Genomic DNA, 15,300 nt, shown 5'->3' with positions numbered 1-15,300 from the left:
GGAGCAGCAGGAATGACAGCAAGCGCAGGCGTGGGCATGGCCAAGGGTCGACTTGAAGCCTTCAGCGACGGCGTGATCGCCATCATCATCACCATCATGGTGCTGGAGTTGAAGGTACCGCATGGCGACAACTTGGCGGCGCTGCAGCCGCTGATTCCGGTCTTGCTCAGCTATCTGCTGAGCTTCATCTATGTCGGTATCTACTGGAACAACCACCACCATCTGCTGCACGCCAGCAGCAAAGTGTCGGGCACCGCCTTGTGGGCAAATTTGCATCTGCTGTTCTGGCTCTCGCTGGTCCCTTTTGCTACCGGCTGGATGGGCGAGAACCATTGGGGCCCGCTACCGGTGGCGCTTTACGGCTTTATCTTGCTGATGGCGGGATTGGCCTACTACCTGCTGGCGCGAGTCTTGGTGAATCAGCATGGCCCGGACTCTTCGCTGGCCAAGGCGCTCGGGCGCGACGTCAAGGGCCTGATTTCCATCATCGCCTATCTGCTTGCGATTGCACTGGCTTTCGTCCACGTCGCTCTGGCGCTTGCGCTCTACTTGGCCGTCGCCGCGATGTGGCTGCTGCCGGATCGCCGTATTGAGCGGCAGTTACCCTAGGATCGGCAGTCGATCGCTCACTTTTGCCAACAAAATCCGATGCCTGCTGACGAAAGTCGCTTCGATCGCCTTCACCATTGGGGTTGCAGCGCTACGCACCCGGTTGCGCCGCGCTACGGCACGCTGGCGTTGTTACTTCTCCTCGCGGGCATCAGCCTGCGTCCTCGTCGCGCCTCGCCAGCGCACCGCATCGCATCGCACTCAGGCGCGCCCAACTACCGAATCTAGGCTTGCACAGCGAGACTTGATCGCGAACTTTCAGAAGGTCTTGGCCCCATCGACCGCCAGCAAGACCGCGTAAAGCGAAGTGGTGGCGCAGATGAAGAGTCGATTGCGCTTGGGACCACCGAAAACCAGGTTGGAGACGCGCTCGGGCATCTTGATGCGGCCGATCAAGGTGCCGTCCGGCAAGTGGCAGTGGATGGCTCGGCCGGCACTGGTCCAGATGCGGCCTTCGTCATCGCAGCGAAAGCCGTCATAAAAACCGCTCTCGCAGGTGATGAAGGTCTCGCCACCACTCAAGCTCACGCCGTCCTCTGCGACCGTGAAGCGCCGCATCAAGCCGCAGTCCTGCTCGGTGTCGACGATGTAGAGCGTGCGCTCGTCGGGCGAAAACGCCAGTCCGTTCGGGCCCTTGAAATCATCCGCCACCACGCGCAGATCGCCGGTTAGGGGGTCAAGGCGGTAAACATAGCAGCCGGGCTGCTCCTGCTCGGCCTTGACGCCTTCGTAGTTGGACGTGATGCCGTAGTTCGGGTCGGTGAACCAGATCGTGCCGTCGGACTTGACGACCACGTCATTAGGACTGTTCAGGCGCCGGCCCCGATAACGGTCGGCCAGCACGGTGAGGCGGCCATCATGTTCGGTGCGCACGACGCGCCGGCCGCCATGTTCGCAGCTGATCAAACGACCCTCGCGGTCAACGGTATTGCCATTGCTATAGCCGCTCGGCTGCCGGAACACGCCGACTTGTCCGGTGCATTCGTCAAAGCGCAGCATGCGCTCATTCGGGATGTCGCTCCAGACCAGTGAGCGCAGCGCCGGGAAATAGGCCGGCCCTTCGGCCCAGCGGCAGCCGGTGTAGAGCTGCTCGATCTGGGCGCTGCTGCGCACGCAGTCCTCGAAGCGAGGGTCAAGAATTTCGAAGGGGCTTGGATTGAGGGTGGGAGTGGGGGTGAGGTGTGGGGTCGTCATGCCGAAATTGTCGGCAAACTCAGGCGCAGCGGCGCGGCGAATCTTTGAAGCTGCGCGCCGCGAAACTGCGTACTGGGCTGATTCCACTTCAAAATACAGGCATGAAGACCATCAAGAAAACCGTCAAGATACGCCTGCTGACGCCGGCCGATTGCCCAGCGCTGCTGGACTTTGAAAGCCGCAACCGGGGCTGGTTCGAGCAGCATGTTGCCCCGCGCGGGGAAGCCTTCTACACCCCCGACGGCACCCTGCAACATATCGCCGAGCTGCTGGCGTCTCATGCCCAAGGGCGTTGGTTTCCCGCCCTGCTGCTGGACGAAGCCGGCGTCATTATCGGCCGATCCAATTTGAAAGACGTGGATGCGCTGGCCGGCGTGGCCGAGCTCGGCTACCGAGTTGGGCAAGACCAGGCCGGTGCCGGCGTGGCAACCGCCGCGGTCGTTCAAATGAAGGCCTGGGCATTGCAAGAACTGGGTCTGCGGCGCCTGGTCGCCGTGGTCAGCCCGGCCAATCAGGCCTCCGCCCGGGTGCTGGAGAAATGCGGCTTTGTGCGTTTAGACCCGGCCGCGTCGGAAGCGCTGCGAGGCAAAGACCCCGAACTCCTCGCCTATCAATGTGACTTGAATCTAGATTGAAACGACCGGCAGACTGAGGCTGCGCTTGCTCGCCTCCAGCACAAAGGTGGAGCGGAACTTTTTGATATTGCTGTCGTCGAAAAACAAGCGCCGGGTCAACAGCTCGTAGTCGGCCATATCGACCGCCGTCACGATCAGCACAAAGTCGCTTTCGCCGGCCACGTAATAGCATTGCTGCACCTCGGCCTGCTCAGCCATGCGGCGCTTGAAGCCGTCGATCACCGCTTCGCGGCTGGCTTCGGCCAGCGTGACCTCGATCAGCGCCGTCACGCCGCGCCCGAGTGCTCGCGGCTCCAGCACCACCACCTGCGCGACGATCACGCCGTCCTCGCGCAGCTTCTTGATGCGGCGCTGCACGGCGGTCGCCGACAGGCCCACCTCGGCAGCTATCAGCTCCGAGCTGATGCGCGCGTCATCTTGCAGCATCTCGAGGATGCGGCGGTCGAATTTATCCAGTTCGGGCATAGAGCAAGCCTAAGCGTCAACCGGCAGCGCCGTCTCATACTTGACCTCGCGCAGCACCACATTGCTGCGCACGCTGGCCACGCCCGGCACCTTGAAGATCTGGCCCTGCAGAAACAGGTCATAGGCCTTCATATCGGGCACCACCACTTTGATCACGTAATCGGCCTCGCCGGTGATGCCGTGGCATTCGATGATCTCGCGGCTGGCCAGCACCAGGCGCTCGAACTGCTCCACAGCCCCTTCGCTATGCCGCACCAGGCTGACGTTAGCCAGCACGCAGATATTCAGGCCCAGCTTTTCGCGGTCCACCAGCGCCACATGGCGGCGGATCACGCCGCTGTCTTCCAGCTCCTTGATACGCCGCCAGACCGGCGTGGCCGACAAGCCCACCTTGTCGGCCAGCGCCTGCGTGCTCTGCCGGCAGTCATCCTGTAAAGCCGCAAGAATCTGCCGGCTCGCCCTATCAAAACGTTGATTCTCCATTTACCACCTCTTTGAGTTGAATTCTCTCATTTGAATGCTTGACAGTGGCAATGCGGGCAACAAACACTTGCTGACTTGATGAAAAATCTCGCCAGCCCATTGCCGCCAGGAGAGCCCATGTCCGACATCAAAACCCCCGCCCTAGATGACGCGCAAGCCCTGCGGGACTACAAGCTCTCGGACAACCTGGCCGCCACCTCCGGCGCGGTCTTTCTGACCGGCACCCAAGCCTTGGTGCGCTTGCTGCTGGCGCAAAAAGCGCAGGACGAAAGCAAAGGCCTGCACACCGCCGGCTTCGTCTCCGGCTACCGCGGCAGCCCGCTGGGCATGGTCGACCAGCAACTCTGGAAGGCCAAGAAGTTCCTCGACGCGGCCAAGGTCAACTTCCTGCCCGCCATCAACGAAGACCTCGCAGCCACCGCCTGCTTAGGCGTGCAGCGGGTCGCCCTCGATCCCAAGCGCACTGCAGACGGCGTATTCGCGATGTGGTACGGCAAGGGCCCCGGCGTGGACCGCAGCGGCGACGCGCTCAAGCATGGCAATGTCTACGGCACTTCGAAGTTAGGCGGCGTGCTGGTGGTCTGCGGCGATGACCATGGTTGCGTCTCATCCAGCACCCCGCACCAGAGCGATTTGGCCTTGCAAGCCTGGCACATGCCCATCGTCCATCCGGGCAATGTGGCCGAGTATCTGGAGTTCGGGCTTTACGGCTGGGCGCTGAGCCGCTTCTCCTCGACCTGGGTCGGTTTCAAGGCGATCTCGGAGGTGGTGGAAAGTGGCATGACGGTCGATCTGGACGGCGTGCCGCTGGACTTCGAATTGCCGGTGGATCATGTGCCGCCGGTTGACCTGCATATCCGCGCGGTCGACCTGCCCTCGCTGGAGCTGGAGACTCGGCTTGAGCACAAGCTGAACGCCGTCAAGGCCTTTGCCAAGCTCAACAGCATCGACAAGCACATCGTCAGCAGCCCCGCCGCGACCTTAGGCATCGTCACCGTCGGCAAAGCGCATTACGACTTCATGGAGGTCTTGCGCCGGCTGGACCTGGACCCGAACGCCTTGGCCGCTGCCGGTGTGCGCGTCTACAAGGTCGGCCTGGTGTTCCCGCTCGAAGCGACTCGCATGGCCGAGTTCGCACGGGGCCTGACCGATATGCTGGTGATCGAGGAAAAAGCGCCAGTCGTCGAGCGCCAGATCAAGGAGCTGCTCTACCACCTGCCCGACGCGCAGCGCCCGCATGTGATCGGCAAGACGGATGAGCATGGCGCGGCGGTGCTGAGCGCCTTGGGCGAGCTGCGGCCATCACGCATCATGGCGACGGTCGCCGACTGGCTGGCCCGCTTGAATCCGGCACTAGATCGCCGTCATCTGGTGGTGGACTTCCTCACGCCCTGCCTGCTCTCCAATGCCGCCGACGGCGTGCGCCGCCAGCCCTATTTTTGCTCGGGCTGCCCGCACAACACCTCGACCAAGCTGCCCGAAGGCTCGCGCGCCTTGGCCGGCATCGGCTGCCACTTCATGGCCAGCTGGATGGAGCGCGGCACCTCGGGCCTGATTCAGATGGGCGCCGAGGGCGTGGACTGGGCGGCGCACAGCCGCTTCACGACCGAAAAGCATGTGTTCCAGAACCTGGGCGACGGCACTTACTACCACTCCGGCTATCTGGCGATCCGCCAAGCGATTGCGGCCAAGACCAACATAACGTACAAAATCCTCTACAACGACGCCGTCGCGATGACCGGCGGCCAGCCGGTCGACGGCCAGACCAGCGTGCCGCAGATCGCGCGCCAGGTCGAGGCCGAGGGCGTCAAGCGCCTGGTCGTGGTGTCCGATGAAATTGGCAAGTACGACGGCCACCACGGCCTGTTCCCTGCCGGCACGACGTTTCATGACCGCAGCGAACTCGACGCGGTGCAGCGCGAGTTGCGCGAGATCGAGGGCGTCACGATTCTGATCTACGACCAGACCTGCGCGGCCGAGAAGCGCCGCCGGCGCAAGAAGAAGGAAATGGTCGATCCGCCCAAGCGCATCTTCATCAACCAAGCGGTTTGCGAGGGCTGCGGTGACTGCGGCCAGGCGTCCAACTGCCTGTCTGTCGTGCCGGTGGAGACCGACTTCGGCCGCAAGCGCCAGATCGAGCAGAGCAGCTGCAACAAGGATTTCTCCTGCGTCAATGGCTTTTGCCCGAGCTTTGTGTCGGTGCACGGCGCACAGCTGAAAAAACGCGCCGGCGCCGGCTTCACGCCCGCCGATCTGGCGCGCGAAATCGCGGCCATTGCCGCGCCCGCACCCTGGGCTTGGACTGGCCCGTTTGACTTGCTGGTGACTGGCGTCGGAGGCACAGGCGTTGTCACGGTCGGCGCCTTGATCAGCATGGCCGCGCATCTGGAGCACAAGCAGGCTTCGGTGCTGGACTTCATGGGCTTCGCGCAAAAAGGCGGCTCGGTCTTGAGCTTTGTGCGCGTGGCGCCGACGCAAGACCTGCTGAATCAGGTGCGCATCGACACCCAGCAGGCGGACGTCTTGTTGGCCTGCGATATGGTGGTCGGCGCCTCGCCCGATGCCTTGGGCACCGTCAAGCCTGGCCGTACGGTCGTGCTGGCCAACACGCATGAGCTGCCGACGGCAGCCTTTGTGCGCAACCCGGATGCCAGCCTGCAAGGCGAGTCGCTGCTGGCCAAGATGCTGCATGCGGTCGGCGGCGACGCCAGCTTGATGAGCAGCATCGACGCGCAGGCGATCGCTCAAGAGCTGATGGGCGACACCATGCCGGCCAATATCGTCATGCTAGGTGCTTGCTGGCAGCGCGGCCTGGTGCCGCTGAGCGAAGCGGCGCTGATTCGCGCAATGGAGCTCAACGGCGTGGCGGTCGAAGGCAACAAGACCGCGTTTGCGCTGGGTCGTTTGGCGATCGCGAATCCCGAGGCCTTGCGCTGCTTGGCCGGCAAGTTGGGCCAGGTCATACAAGTTCTCAATTTCGACCGTCTTGACGGTGAAGACGGCCTGCTCGCTCGCCGCGCCAGCCACCTGACGGCCTACCAGGACAGCGCCTATGCGCAGCGCTATCTGAGTCTGGTGAGCAAGGTTCGCCAAGCCGAGGCCGCCTTGGGTGAAGCCGGCAAGACCGAGCGCTTGAGCAAGTCGGTGGCGCGCTACTACGCCAAACTGCTGGCGATCAAAGACGAGTACGAGGTTGCGCGGCTGTATACCGACGGCACGTTTGAGGCTGCGATGAAGGCGCAGTTCGAAAACTGGGCCTCCCTCTCCTTCCACCTCGCGCCGCCCTTGATTTCCAAGCCGGGTGCCGACGGCCGCGCCAAGAAGATAGAGCTGGGCAGTTGGACCTTCAAGGCCTTCAAGCTGCTGGCCAAGCTCAAGGGCTTGCGCGGCGGTGCACTGGACATTTTTGGCAAGACCGATGAGCGCCGCATGGAGCGCCGCCTGATCGGCGACTATGAGAGCCTGGTCAATGAGTTGTTGACGGGTTTGAGCGCGGACAAGCTGGAGCTGGCCGTGCAACTGGCCCGCTTGCCCGAGCAGATCCGCGGTTACGGCCATGTCAAACATGCCAATGTCGTGACGGTAAGGGCCAAGCAGCAGGCTTTGCTGGATCGCTTCCATGGTCGGGCAGCAGCGGCCACCGAGCAGGTGGTGGCTTTGCCGCAGCAGCGCATCAAGAGCGTGGCGGAACTCTGAGGCAAGGCTCGATGGGTTTGATGACACAAAGCCCACCCGCAAAGAAAAGAGGGCAGGCCTTGCGGGCTGCCCTCTCGGTGCCTTGCGTCTTAGATTGACGGCGTGATGATCAAAGCGCTGTCATTACTGCCATCGACATCCGCTGCGGCTCGCACACCGGCATTGAACACCAGGCCAGCCGTAACCCCGGGTGCAAAACGATAGGGCAAGGTGAACACCAGCGTGCCGTCCTTGGGCAAGCTAGGCAAGGTCATCACACCAATCTTCAGCTCGCTCGGGCAAACGGCAGCACCGGTTGCGCTGCAGCTGATGGCACCCAGCGTTGGCGCATTCGCAGTTGGATTGCTCAACAAGGCCAGTCCCAAATTCGCGTCCTTGGCGGCGTCCGGTCCTTTATTGCTCACGGTCACCACATAGTCAAAGCTGCCACCCGCTGGCACGGCGGTGGTCGGACCCGTGGCTTGCACGGCGACGTCAACGCTATAGGCCTTGAAGCCCACCGACATCTTGCTGCTGGACAGTTGTGTGCCGCTGTTGGTGCTGGCCGAGGCTTCGATATTGACTGTGGCGCTGGTGCCGAGCTTGACCATGCCGGTCACATCGAACGTGAGCGTGCTGCCGGGTTGCAGATTGCTGACCGTCATGCGCGAGCCGAGGGACGGGCAGGCCGTGGCCGGGTTGTCCGATTTGCAATTGACTATCTTGAGGTCCTGCATGACGGCATCGGCATTGATGCTGACGTCGGTCGTGGTCGCTGCACCTTTGCCTACATTGCTCAGCTTGACCGTGGCCATGGTCTGCGAAACGCCGGACGGCACAGGATTGCCGGCCGGTGCCACGAGCACCATCAAATCCGGGCCATTGGCCGGAGGCGGCGGGGGCGGCGGCGTGACCTCGCTGCTGCCACCACCTCCGCCGCCGCAGGCGCTGAGCAGGGCCGCAGCCGACAATGCAACCATCAGCAGCAGAGGCCGAAAACGCGAACGCTGAAGGGTGGGGGCGGCGGGCAAAAACATAATCTCTCCTCTGATGAATTTAGCGCTGCGACTCAGTCTGGCGATGCCAGTGCTGGGTGCTTGTGTTGAAGTGCCGCCATTTTATGAAGGCCTGTTTCGTCTGTCTGTGTAGGTTTTGTACAGCCCATCCCGCCTCTGGCAGGCCAGACACCATGACCGAGCCCTGACTGCCCACAACAAATTCTGGCGGAGCCGTCGCCGCATCAGGACACCGATGCCCCAAGCCAACGCGGGAAAATCCTGCCGCCGGAAAGCAGTTGGCCGACACATAATTGTGTGAACAGCGTCACGTTTAGCGAATTGACCGGCTCCTAATTCTCAGAGTTAGAGAGGACCACAGGAGGGGCGCTGCGGGTTTTGGGATCAAACCGGGAGCCGTCGACGTGAACGCTAGTTGGTACCGTAATCTGAGCATCAGGGCCAAGTTATTGGCGGGTTTTGGCGTCGTCATCGTGACGCTGGCCGCTCTCTGGTGGGTGGCCGACACCGGCCTGAGGCAACTCAATACTGCCGCCCGCGAGCTGGGGCTGGACCGCTACCCCAAGGCCGATCAGTCCAATGACATGATCAAGGCCGCCTTGATTGCCTCCCAGAGTGTGCGCGATGTGGCCTTCAGCGACAACGAAGCAGAGAACCGCGAGGACCTCAATCTCATCCGCAAACACCGCGCGGAATTGGAGGCACTGCTGATCCGCTTCGACAACAACAACAAGAACGCGGAAGAGCGCAATATGATCGAACTGATCAAGCTGCGCAAGGCCAAGCTGGACGAGAAATACCTGGGCTATTACAAGCTCTTGGACCAAGGCAAACGCGGCCTGGGTGACTACATCAACAACGAGTTGGCGCCGGCCGACGATGCTTTCGTCAACGCCTTGCAGGTCTTCGAGGACTATCAAGCGACGCAAGTCGGAGAAGCCACCAAGAATGGGCAAGAGCTTTACGCCAGCCTGCAGAGCTATTTGCTGCTGGCCGGCGCCATCGGACTGGGCTTGTCACTGCTGCTGAGCTTGACCATCAGCCGAGGCATTTCAGCGGCGCTGAAGTCGGCAACGGCCAACTTGGAAACCTTTGTGTCCGGCTGGGACGAGAAGGCGCAAATCGCCGGTGCCATTGCGGGCGGCGACCTGGACCGGGAAGTCACACGCAGTAAGCCGCTGGAAATCGACAGCGCCGCGCTCAGTCAGGATGAAACCGGCCAGTTGCTGAGCATTGTGCGCATGCTGAGCCTGGGGCAACAGAGCTTCGAAGATGCCATCAGCAATATGACGAGCTCGCTGCGCGAAAAGCGCAGCACCGAGCGCGCCAATGACTGGCTCAAAACCGGCGAAAGCGAGCTCAACACCTTGCTGCGCGGCGAGCAATCGACGGCCGAATTGGCCGAGCGCTCGCTGGCTTTTTTGGCCCGCTACCTGAAGGCCGGCGTGGGCGCCTTTTATGTCTATGAGCGCGGCAGCCAGGACTTGCTGCTGGCCGCGACCTATGCCTTCACTCGCCGCAAGCAAATTGGTGAGCGCATTCGCCTGGGCGAAGGCTTGGTGGGCCAAGTCGCACGCGAGCGCCAGATGATTTGCTGGACGCAGGTGCCGGCCGATTACCTGCAGATTGGCTCTGCGCTGGGCGAGTCCGCGCCAGCCAACGCGGTGGCGCTGCCGGTGCTGCGCGATGGCGCGCTGCTGGGGGTGATAGAGCTGGGCAGCTTCCTCACCTTGAGTGACGCGGAGTTGGACTTTTTGCGTGGCGCGGCCGACTCTTTGGCCATCAGCCTCGGCGTGGCCGACTCGCGCCAGCGCATCAACGAGTTGCTGGAAGAAACCCGCCAGCAGGCCGAACGCTTGCAAGCCCAGCAAGAACAGTTGCAACAGTCCAATGAAGAGTTGGAGGAGCGCACGGCGCTGTTAGAGCGCCAACGCGCCGAGGTCAACGCCAAGAATTTGGAAATCGAAACCGCCAGCGCCGAGATGCAGCGCAAGGCCGAAGAGCTGTCACGCATCAGCACCTACAAGTCCGAGTTTCTGGCCAATATGTCGCATGAGCTGCGCACGCCGTTGAACAGCATGATGATCTTGTCGCGCCTCTTGCACGAGAACAAGGAGGGCACGCTGAACGAGCGCCAGCAAGAGTTTGCCCACACCATCCACAGCGCCGGCGGCGACCTGCTGAACCTGATCAACGACATCTTGGATCTGTCCAAGATTGAGGCCGGGCAAATGCAGTTCCACCTCGAGGCGGTACCGCTGCGCCCGATGTGCGAACGCGTGCATACGCTGTTCACGGCCCAGGCGGAACAAAAAGGCTTGCAACTCGAACTCAAAGTGGAGCCGGATGTACCGGCCACCTTGCGCACCGATGATCAACGCGTGCAGCAAATTCTCAAGAACCTGCTCTCCAATGCGCTCAAGTTCACCGCCGAAGGGCGCGTCGGCCTGGTCGTACGCCGCTTGCCGGCCCAGCAATCCGCGTTGGGGCAAGACAGCCTGGCCTTTGAGGTTCAGGACAGCGGCATTGGCATTCCCGCCGACAAGCTGCAATTGGTTTTTGAAGCCTTCCATCAGGCCGACGGCACCACCAGCCGCAAGTACGGCGGCACCGGCCTGGGCCTGTCGATCGCTCGGCAGCTCGCGCGCCACCTGGGCGGTGACATCCTGCTGCAAAGCCAGCTCGGCGCGGGCAGCCAATTCAGCTTGTTGTTGCCACTGGATGGGCTGCAGTCTCAGGCCCATTCGGTCGCTCAATCGTTCGCCCATTCGGCCATTCAATCGGCCACCCAATCGGCCCCGCTTTCAGCACCTTTCGAGGCTGCGCCCGCCCCCAAGGCCAAGGGCCAGCAGGCTGCTGCTGCGCTGCCGCTGCCGAGCCAGTTCACCGCGGATGATCGCCACCTGCTCGGCCAGGGTCAGCGCAGCATTTTGATCATCGAGGACGATCTGCACTTTGCCCGCATCCTGCTGGACACGGTGCGCGACAAAGGCTTTTTGGGCCTGGTGGCCGGTGACGCCAGCAGCGGCATCGCGTTGGCCCATCAGTTCCAGCCCAATGCGGTGATCCTGGACATCTTGCTGCCCGATATGGACGGCTGGGCCGTGATGCGTCGACTCAAGGATGACGCCCTGACCCGGCATATTCCGGTGCACTTTCTGACCTGCCTGGAGGACAGGCAACGCGCACTCTCGATGGGAGCGGTCGGGCTGATCACCAAACCCGTCAGCGCCGAGCAGATCCAGCAGGTGCTGGGCACCTTGGCCGGCGCGATGGACAAAGCGGTGCGCCAGTTGTTGATCGTCGAGGACGATGAACAGGAGTTGCACGCCTTGCGGCACCTGTTCACCGACAGCGAAGTCGATATCCATCTGGCCCGCAATAGCGCGGAGGCGGTGGCTGCGCTGAGTCAGCGTGAGTTCGATTGCGTGGTGCTCGACCTGGGCCTGCCGGACAGCTCAGGCTTTGCGGTGCTTGACACGATGCAGGAACTGCCGCCGCTGCGCCGCGCCCCCGTGATCGTGCATACGGGCCGCGAATTGACCCGCCAGGAGCGCGATCATTTGGACCGTTATGCCCAAAGCGTCATCATCAAAGGAGCCCGCAGCCCTGAGCGCCTGCTCAATGAAGTGACGCTGTTCTTGCACACGGTAGAGGGCCGCTTACCGCCCGAAAAGCGCCGCATGATTCGCCAGGCGCTGGACAAAGAGGCAATGCTGACTGGCCGCAAGGTGTTGATCGTTGACGACGATATGCGCAATATCTATTCGCTCGCCAGCCTTTTGAACGAAAAGGAAATGCAAGTGCTGGAGGCCGAAAACGGCCAGGAGGCGCTGCAAAAGCTGGCCCAACACCCGGACATCGACTTGGTGCTGATGGACGTGATGATGCCGGTCATGGATGGCTACACCGCCATGCGCGAGATACGCGCCAATCCAGCACTGGCGGGCCTGCCCATCATCGCGATGACGGCCAAAGCCTTGCGCGGTGACCAGGAGAAATGCCTGGAGTCCGGCGCCAACGACTACATTGCCAAGCCCTTGGATGTGGACAAATTGTTCTCGCTGCTGCGCGTGTGGTTGTACGAGAGGCGCCCGCTCGGGTCTGATCGGGACACTCAAAAGTGAAGCCGGACCAAGTCGAAGAAGTCGAAGTGCAGTTGCTGCTGGAAGGCATCTTCCGGGTCTGGGGCCATGACTTCCGCGATTACGCACCGGCTTCGCTGCGCCGGCGTTTGCGCCTATGGCTGCAGGACAACGCATACACCAGCATCTCTCAGGCGCAGGGAGAGGTCTTGCGCGAACCCGAGCTCTGGGATAGTTTGCTGCGCAGCTTGACGGTCAATGTGTCGGCGATGTTTCGTGACCCGCAGTTCTTTGCCGCGCTGCGCAGCCAGGTCTTGCCCCTGCTGAAAACCTATGCCTTCAGCAAGATCTGGGTGGCCGGATGCGCCAGCGGCGAAGAGGCCTATTCCCTGGCCATCCTGCTGCATGAAGAAGGCTTGAGTGGTCGCTGCCAGATCTACGCCACCGACATCAATGAAGCCGTGCTGCAAACAGCCCGAACCGGCATCTATTCGCTGGAGAAAATCAGAGGCTTCACTGCTGCCTACCAAAGTGCGGGCGGCCGCGCAGCCTTTTCTGACTACTACACGGCCCGCTATGACAACGCATTGATGGCGCCGCATCTGGGTGAGAACATCGTGTTCGCCGCCCATAATTTAAGCACCGACGGTGCTTTCGGAGAAATGCACCTGGTGCTGTGCCGCAATGTCATGATTTACTTCAACACCACGTTGAGTGAGCGCGTCTTGACGCTCTTTGATGATTGCCTGCCGGCCGGCTGTTTTCTGGCTCTAGGGCAAAAAGAGTCCTTGCATCTGCGCAGCCTGAAGCCCCGCTACAAAGCCCTGCAGCGCGATATTTCCCTGTACCAAAAGCTCTATGTTTGACCGCTCCAGCCCCTCCTCAGCCCTGCAAGGAAGAAGTGCTCTCCATGGATGACGCCGAACAGCTGGTTCCGATCTTGGTCGTCGATGATCAAGCCAATAACTTGCTGGTCATGGAGAACCTGCTGGCTGGGCTACAACTGCCGCTGCAGGTCGTTTGCGCCAATTCCGGCAATCGCGCTTTGCGCCTGAGTTTGCTGCAGTCCTTTGCATTGATTTTGCTGGACGTGCAAATGCCGGAGATGAACGGCTACGAAGTCGCCGAGTTGCTGCGCGCTCACCCCAAGACTGCAGCCATCCCGATCATCTTTGTGACCTCCGGCATGAACGCCGAACAACAAGTCATCCAAGGCTATGCCGCAGGCGCGGTGGACTATCTCCCCAAGCCGCTGGACGAGCGCTTGCTGGGTAGCAAAGTGCGTGTATTTTGCGAGTTATTTCAGCAGCGTCGTGCGCTCGAAGGCAATGCACTTCATCTGGAGGCCGAAGTCGCCAGACGCAGTGCCGAGCTGCAATGCTTGAACGAGGAGCTGGAACAGCGCGTGGAGGAGCGCAGTCAACAATTGAAGCTGGCGCTGTCACGCGTGGCCGAGGCCGAGCGGCAAGACGCGATGGGGCGCTTGGTGGTCGGCGTCGCGCATGAGCTGAATACGCCGGTCGGCAATATCTTGCTGGCAGCATCCACGCTGAATGCCGAGCTCAAGCACTTTTCTACGGTTTTGGCCGGTGACAAGGTTTCGCGTCAGGAATTGCGGGCCATCGGCGAACAATGCCGCCTCGGCGCCAGCTTGATTGAAACCAATGCGCACCGAGCCGCCGCTTTGGTGGACAACTTCAAAGAGCTGGACACCCGCAACGGCAATGAATCCCCCAGGCGCTTCGGGCTGAAACAAGCCATTGATGCCGTCTTGGCGGCGCTGAGCCTGGAGTTGCAAGGAGCCGGTGTTCAGATCGAGTCAGACATCTCCCCGAATATCGTCGCCTTCGGCTTCCCCACGGCGCTACAGCGCATCCTGACTCAATTGATCAAGAATTCCCTCCTCCACGCGTTCAGCGGCCAAGCCAAACCCGCCATCAACTTGACAGCCAAGGCCAGCACCGATCAATTGACGCTGAGCTATAGCGACAACGGCTGCGGCGTCCCCAGCGAAAGCTTGAGCCGGCTGCTGGACCCGTTTTACACCACCCGGCTCGGGCACGGCGGCTCGGGCATGGGCTTGAGCATTGTGCGCAGCCTAGCAATCGAGCAAATGGGCGGAAAGATGGCCCTGAGTTGCCCGCCCAACACCGGCTTGCGCCTGGAGTTCAGCTGGCCGCTAGGGCGGGCCTGACCCGCACGATCTGCAGCACCGCCCAGGCGCTGCCATATGGGCCCATATGCGCCCATATGCGCCTGTATGTGCCCATACTCGCCCAAAGCGCCCGCGCAGCGCGGCTTAGCGGGACGTTATGCTGAGAGCATCTTCGCGCCGCTTGAGCGCCAAGCTCGGTCACCCAAACATGTTGCTGCATTTGAAATCCATTGCCAATGCCTGCCCCGCTTTGATGCGTCGGTTGGTGCTGGGGTTTGCGCTCGGCCTGAGCGCCACCGCTGCCCTGGCCGTGCAAACCGTAGCCATTTGCGTCGGCGACTTCCAGCCCTACAACAGCCCGGCCCTGCCCCAAGGAGGGCCCGTCATCCGGATCGCCACCGAGGCAATGCGTCGTTCAGGTTATGAGTTGGAGGTCCAATTCATGCCCTGGGCGCGCGTGCTGAAGGATGGCAGCGCCGGGCTGTGCGGCATCCTGGGCATTTGGCGCAACGCCGAGCGGGATCTGGTGTTTGACTTCAGCCAAGCCTTGCTTCAACAGGAGTTGGGTTTCTTTGCGCGACGCGGGGCCAGGCATGAATACAAAGACGCCCAGCAACTGGACGGCCTTTTGATAGGCGTCGAGCGAGGCAGTTATCTGCCGCCGCTCTTGAGCGAAAAAAATCTGCGCTTTGACCCTGCCGGCTCGCTGCAAAAGAACCTGCAAAAGCTCGCCCGTGGCCGGATAGATTTGGCCTTCGGGGCCAAGCATGCCGGGCTGGCCGGGCTGGAGCGCGAGCCCGAATTGAAGGCCAGCGTGGAATGGCTATCGCCCGGCGTGGAACGCAAGGATACCCACCTTGCCTTCGCCAAAACGCAGCCCCAAGCGCACGAGTTGCTGGCGGCTTTCGACAAAGGCCTGCTCAGCATGAAGGCCGATGGCAGCCTGCGCAAAATCTTGGCTGCCGCCAAGCTTGGCGAATAAG

The 15,300-nt window shown here is 61.8% G+C and carries 11 protein-coding genes; 7 read left to right on the top strand and 4 right to left on the bottom strand.

All coding sequences use genetic code 11. The annotated features are described in order from the left end of the window. The first annotated feature begins 36 nt into the window (after nt 1-36). Nucleotides 37-609: a TMEM175 family protein gene (locus LNV09_RS22155; RefSeq protein ID WP_263559307.1), complete on the top strand. Its 573-nt coding sequence runs from the start codon at nt 37-39 to the stop codon at nt 607-609. Between the two features lie 258 nt (nt 610-867). Here LNV09_RS22155 and LNV09_RS22150 read toward each other — a convergent pair whose 3' ends face one another. Next, complete coding sequence (locus LNV09_RS22150) at nt 868-1,803, bottom strand: SMP-30/gluconolactonase/LRE family protein (protein WP_263559235.1); 936 nt, start codon at nt 1,801-1,803, stop codon at nt 868-870. 101 nt (nt 1,804-1,904) lie between these two features. Between LNV09_RS22150 and LNV09_RS22145 the strand changes: the two genes are divergently transcribed. After that, nucleotides 1,905-2,438: a GNAT family N-acetyltransferase gene (locus tag LNV09_RS22145; RefSeq protein WP_263559234.1), complete on the top strand. Its 534-nt coding sequence runs from the start codon at nt 1,905-1,907 to the stop codon at nt 2,436-2,438. Here LNV09_RS22145 and LNV09_RS22140 read toward each other — a convergent pair. Next, nucleotides 2,430-2,903, bottom strand: a complete 474-nt coding sequence (locus LNV09_RS22140; protein WP_263559233.1) for an Lrp/AsnC family transcriptional regulator — start codon at nt 2,901-2,903, stop codon at nt 2,430-2,432. The genes LNV09_RS22145 and LNV09_RS22140 overlap by 9 nt on opposite strands. Nucleotides 2,904-2,912: 9 nt before the next feature. Continuing rightward, nucleotides 2,913-3,386, bottom strand: a complete 474-nt coding sequence (locus LNV09_RS22135) for an Lrp/AsnC family transcriptional regulator (protein WP_263559232.1) — start codon at nt 3,384-3,386, stop codon at nt 2,913-2,915. A gap of 117 nt (nt 3,387-3,503) precedes the next feature. Here LNV09_RS22135 and LNV09_RS22130 point away from each other — a divergent pair, with 117 nt between their 5' ends. Beyond that, entirely contained in the window at nt 3,504-7,082 is a 3,579-nt protein-coding gene (locus LNV09_RS22130) for an indolepyruvate ferredoxin oxidoreductase family protein (RefSeq protein WP_263559231.1), read from the top strand. 89 nt (nt 7,083-7,171) lie between these two features. On the opposite strand, the gene LNV09_RS22125 is transcribed toward LNV09_RS22130, so the two are convergent. Then, nucleotides 7,172-8,041, bottom strand: a complete 870-nt coding sequence (locus LNV09_RS22125; RefSeq protein ID WP_263559230.1) for a COG1361 family protein — start codon at nt 8,039-8,041, stop codon at nt 7,172-7,174. 440 nt (nt 8,042-8,481) lie between these two features. On the opposite strand from LNV09_RS22125, the gene LNV09_RS22120 reads away from it, so the two are divergent. The 4 genes from LNV09_RS22120 (at nt 8,482) to LNV09_RS22105 (ending at nt 15,299) form a co-directional block, all read left to right on the top strand. Then, nucleotides 8,482-12,204, top strand: a complete 3,723-nt coding sequence (locus LNV09_RS22120; RefSeq protein WP_263559229.1) for a response regulator — start codon at nt 8,482-8,484, stop codon at nt 12,202-12,204. Then, complete coding sequence (locus LNV09_RS22115; RefSeq protein WP_263559228.1) at nt 12,201-13,028, top strand: CheR family methyltransferase; 828 nt, start codon at nt 12,201-12,203, stop codon at nt 13,026-13,028. The genes LNV09_RS22120 and LNV09_RS22115 overlap by 4 nt, the downstream gene beginning before the upstream one ends. Nucleotides 13,029-13,072: 44 nt before the next feature. Then, complete coding sequence (locus LNV09_RS22110; protein ID WP_263559227.1) at nt 13,073-14,356, top strand: hybrid sensor histidine kinase/response regulator; 1,284 nt, start codon at nt 13,073-13,075, stop codon at nt 14,354-14,356. A gap of 169 nt (nt 14,357-14,525) precedes the next feature. Next, complete coding sequence (locus LNV09_RS22105; protein WP_263559226.1) at nt 14,526-15,299, top strand: substrate-binding periplasmic protein; 774 nt, start codon at nt 14,526-14,528, stop codon at nt 15,297-15,299. Nucleotide 15,300 lies beyond the last annotated feature (1 nt).

Origin of the sequence: Paucibacter sp. B2R-40, assembly GCF_025717555.1 — a bacterium.
Taxonomy (GTDB): Bacteria; Pseudomonadota; Gammaproteobacteria; order Burkholderiales; family Burkholderiaceae_C; genus Paucibacter_A.
Note: the sequence above shows the minus strand (reverse complement) of the source record. Positions and strands in the feature narration are given on the sequence as shown.